1 protein-coding gene is annotated in these 2,199 nt (G+C 36.7%); it reads left to right on the forward strand.

Annotated elements, in window-relative coordinates:
* Window positions 1–1,505 precede the first annotated feature (1,505 nt).
* Window positions 1,506–1,808 carry a transposase gene (locus AB1414_19610; protein MEW6609621.1) on the forward strand — a complete coding sequence of 101 codons (303 nt, stop codon included), beginning with the start codon at window positions 1,506–1,508 and terminating at the stop codon, window positions 1,806–1,808.
* Window positions 1,809–2,199: the final 391 nt, after the last annotated feature.

Here is a 2,199-nt window from a genome sequence, read left to right on the forward strand (position 1 = left end):
GTTGTTTGTGTCATAAGTTTGTCCTCCTTATTTTAGTTAGTTAATACTTTTTGTATAGTATACCATAAAATCTTTCGCAGGTCAAACTTGACACTTTATCATATCATCTCTGCGGTGAACGGTTACAGTTATCGGTTATCAGGTTATCGGTGAAGAGAAAACAATGGCGCCTGTTATCTCCGATTACTGATTACCGATTACCTAAGTAACATGCAAATTCAATCTTAACAGAGCACTATAATCTTTGCGTTCTTTGCGGTTAATTTCTTTGCGTTCTTTGCGGTTAAAAAAGGATAAACCACTTAATCTTAAAAAAACTTGAATATCGAGTATTAGATATTTTGCAATAACCTGAACGCTTACCAGAATCGTAAATTATGCCCTCTTCAAGTATACAAACTTCTATACAAAGATTAGGCTTGCATAGGTGGTTTTCCCAACCACTCGGGTATCCCATATTTCAAAGCACACGTTTCTCTGCGTCTCTGCGGTAAAGGATTACCTGAACGGCTACGATTAATTTATAAAAAAAAAGATTAAAGTTTTTTATTTTTTTGCCGATTATTATATTAGGAAAGTTGATAGCGTGTAGTTTTCCCCTCCCAGTTTCTATACCTATTAATTTTCCGGGTGCTAAGTAGCTAATTACTATTTAGCACCTTTTTTTTGGTAACCGTTCAGGGCTATACATTAGAAGTGTAAACAAGGAGAAATGGGGAAAAGGGAGAATTGGAGAAATGGCTCAAACTTTTTCTTGCTCCACCCTTCGGACATCAATCCTGGTGTGGTGTTAAGTAAGTTTTGCACGGCGTATCATCAGATTTCATAACCTGCAAACGGATCAAATTCCGTGCGTTATTTGTTCAACACGACACTAACTTTTTATGGACATTAATACAGGCATTAATAATCCTATCACTTAACTCTTCTTTTCTCCACTTCTCCATCTTCTCCATTTCTCCTTATTTTTATCCTACCTGAACGCTTACGAAAATTCGTGAATCGTGTCCTGTATCCGTGTCCGTAATCAGGCTGAAGGCTGAAGGGCTTTTCTCCTTCTAACTTCCACCCCCTTAATCCCCGCCAGCGGGGGACAACCCGCCTCTGACCTCTATCTTCTATCCTCTGCCTTCTGCCTTCTGACCTCTACCCTCTGCCCTCTGTATTTATCCGTGTTAATCAGTGGCTAAATAATTACTGAATAGTTACCTTTTTTTTAATAATACTCGTATGCACGCTTTTAAGGTCTAAAACTTGCCTATCCCCTTGATTATAAAGAAGTTATCCCCTCTTTATAAGCGCTTTTTGAGGGGAAGTTCCATTTTATCCTACAATCTCACCATCAGAGAAACTAACATATCTCATTTTTATCAACCCTATCTTTCTTATCCAAAATAATAATCTTTTTTCTATTACCCCTTATATCTTCTTTTTTATGTCTGAATTGAAGTGAATGTAGAATCTACTTGACAAATTTAGATTAATATGTTAATATAAACAATGTTATGGCACGACCGTGGAGAATCCAATACGAAGGAGCAATTTATCATGTTATGTCCAGAGGTATTGAAAGAGGAACAATCTTTCTTACTGAGGAGGACTATCTACGATTTTTAGAATGTCTTGAGAGGGCGGTAGAGAAATTTCAATTAGAGATTTTTGCCTTTGTATTGATGGGAAATCATTATCATTTACTTTTGCGAACACCCCAGGCAAATCTTTCAAGAGCCATGCAATGGCTTAAGACTGCTTATAGTGTATACTACAATTTAAGGCATCAAAGATGTGGGCATCTTTTTCAAGGGTGATATAAAAGTATTCTGATTGGAGAGGAGTCATACTGGCAGAAATTAAGTTTTTACATTCACTTAAATCCAATTCGTGCAGGAATAGTTAAGGAATTAGATGAATACAAATGGAGTAGTTATCATGATTATGTAGGTAAGAAGAAAATACATAAGTGGGTTTGTAGTGAGGAGATATTGGGGGAGTTTGGAGGTAATAAGCAAGAGCAGAGGGTTAAATATCTTCAGTTGATAAGAGAGGCAGTTGGGCAGGAGAGTAAAATTCTTAAACTCGATGTTCAAGTTTTTTAAAGGTATAAAGATTTAACCGCAAAGAGCGCAAAGGAAGGTTTCGCAAAGGACGCAAAGAAAGGAAAACAGGTCTATAAACGAAAACGAACTTTCAAATATTGTT

The organism is bacterium, from assembly GCA_040755795.1.
Taxonomy (GTDB): domain Bacteria; phylum UBA9089; class CG2-30-40-21; order CG2-30-40-21; family SBAY01; genus JBFLXS01.

Coding starts and splice junctions, on each gene's coding strand:
- AB1414_19610 (MEW6609621.1), top strand. CDS start 1,506: ATGGCACGACCGTGGAGAATCCAATACGAAGGAGCAATTTATCATGTT.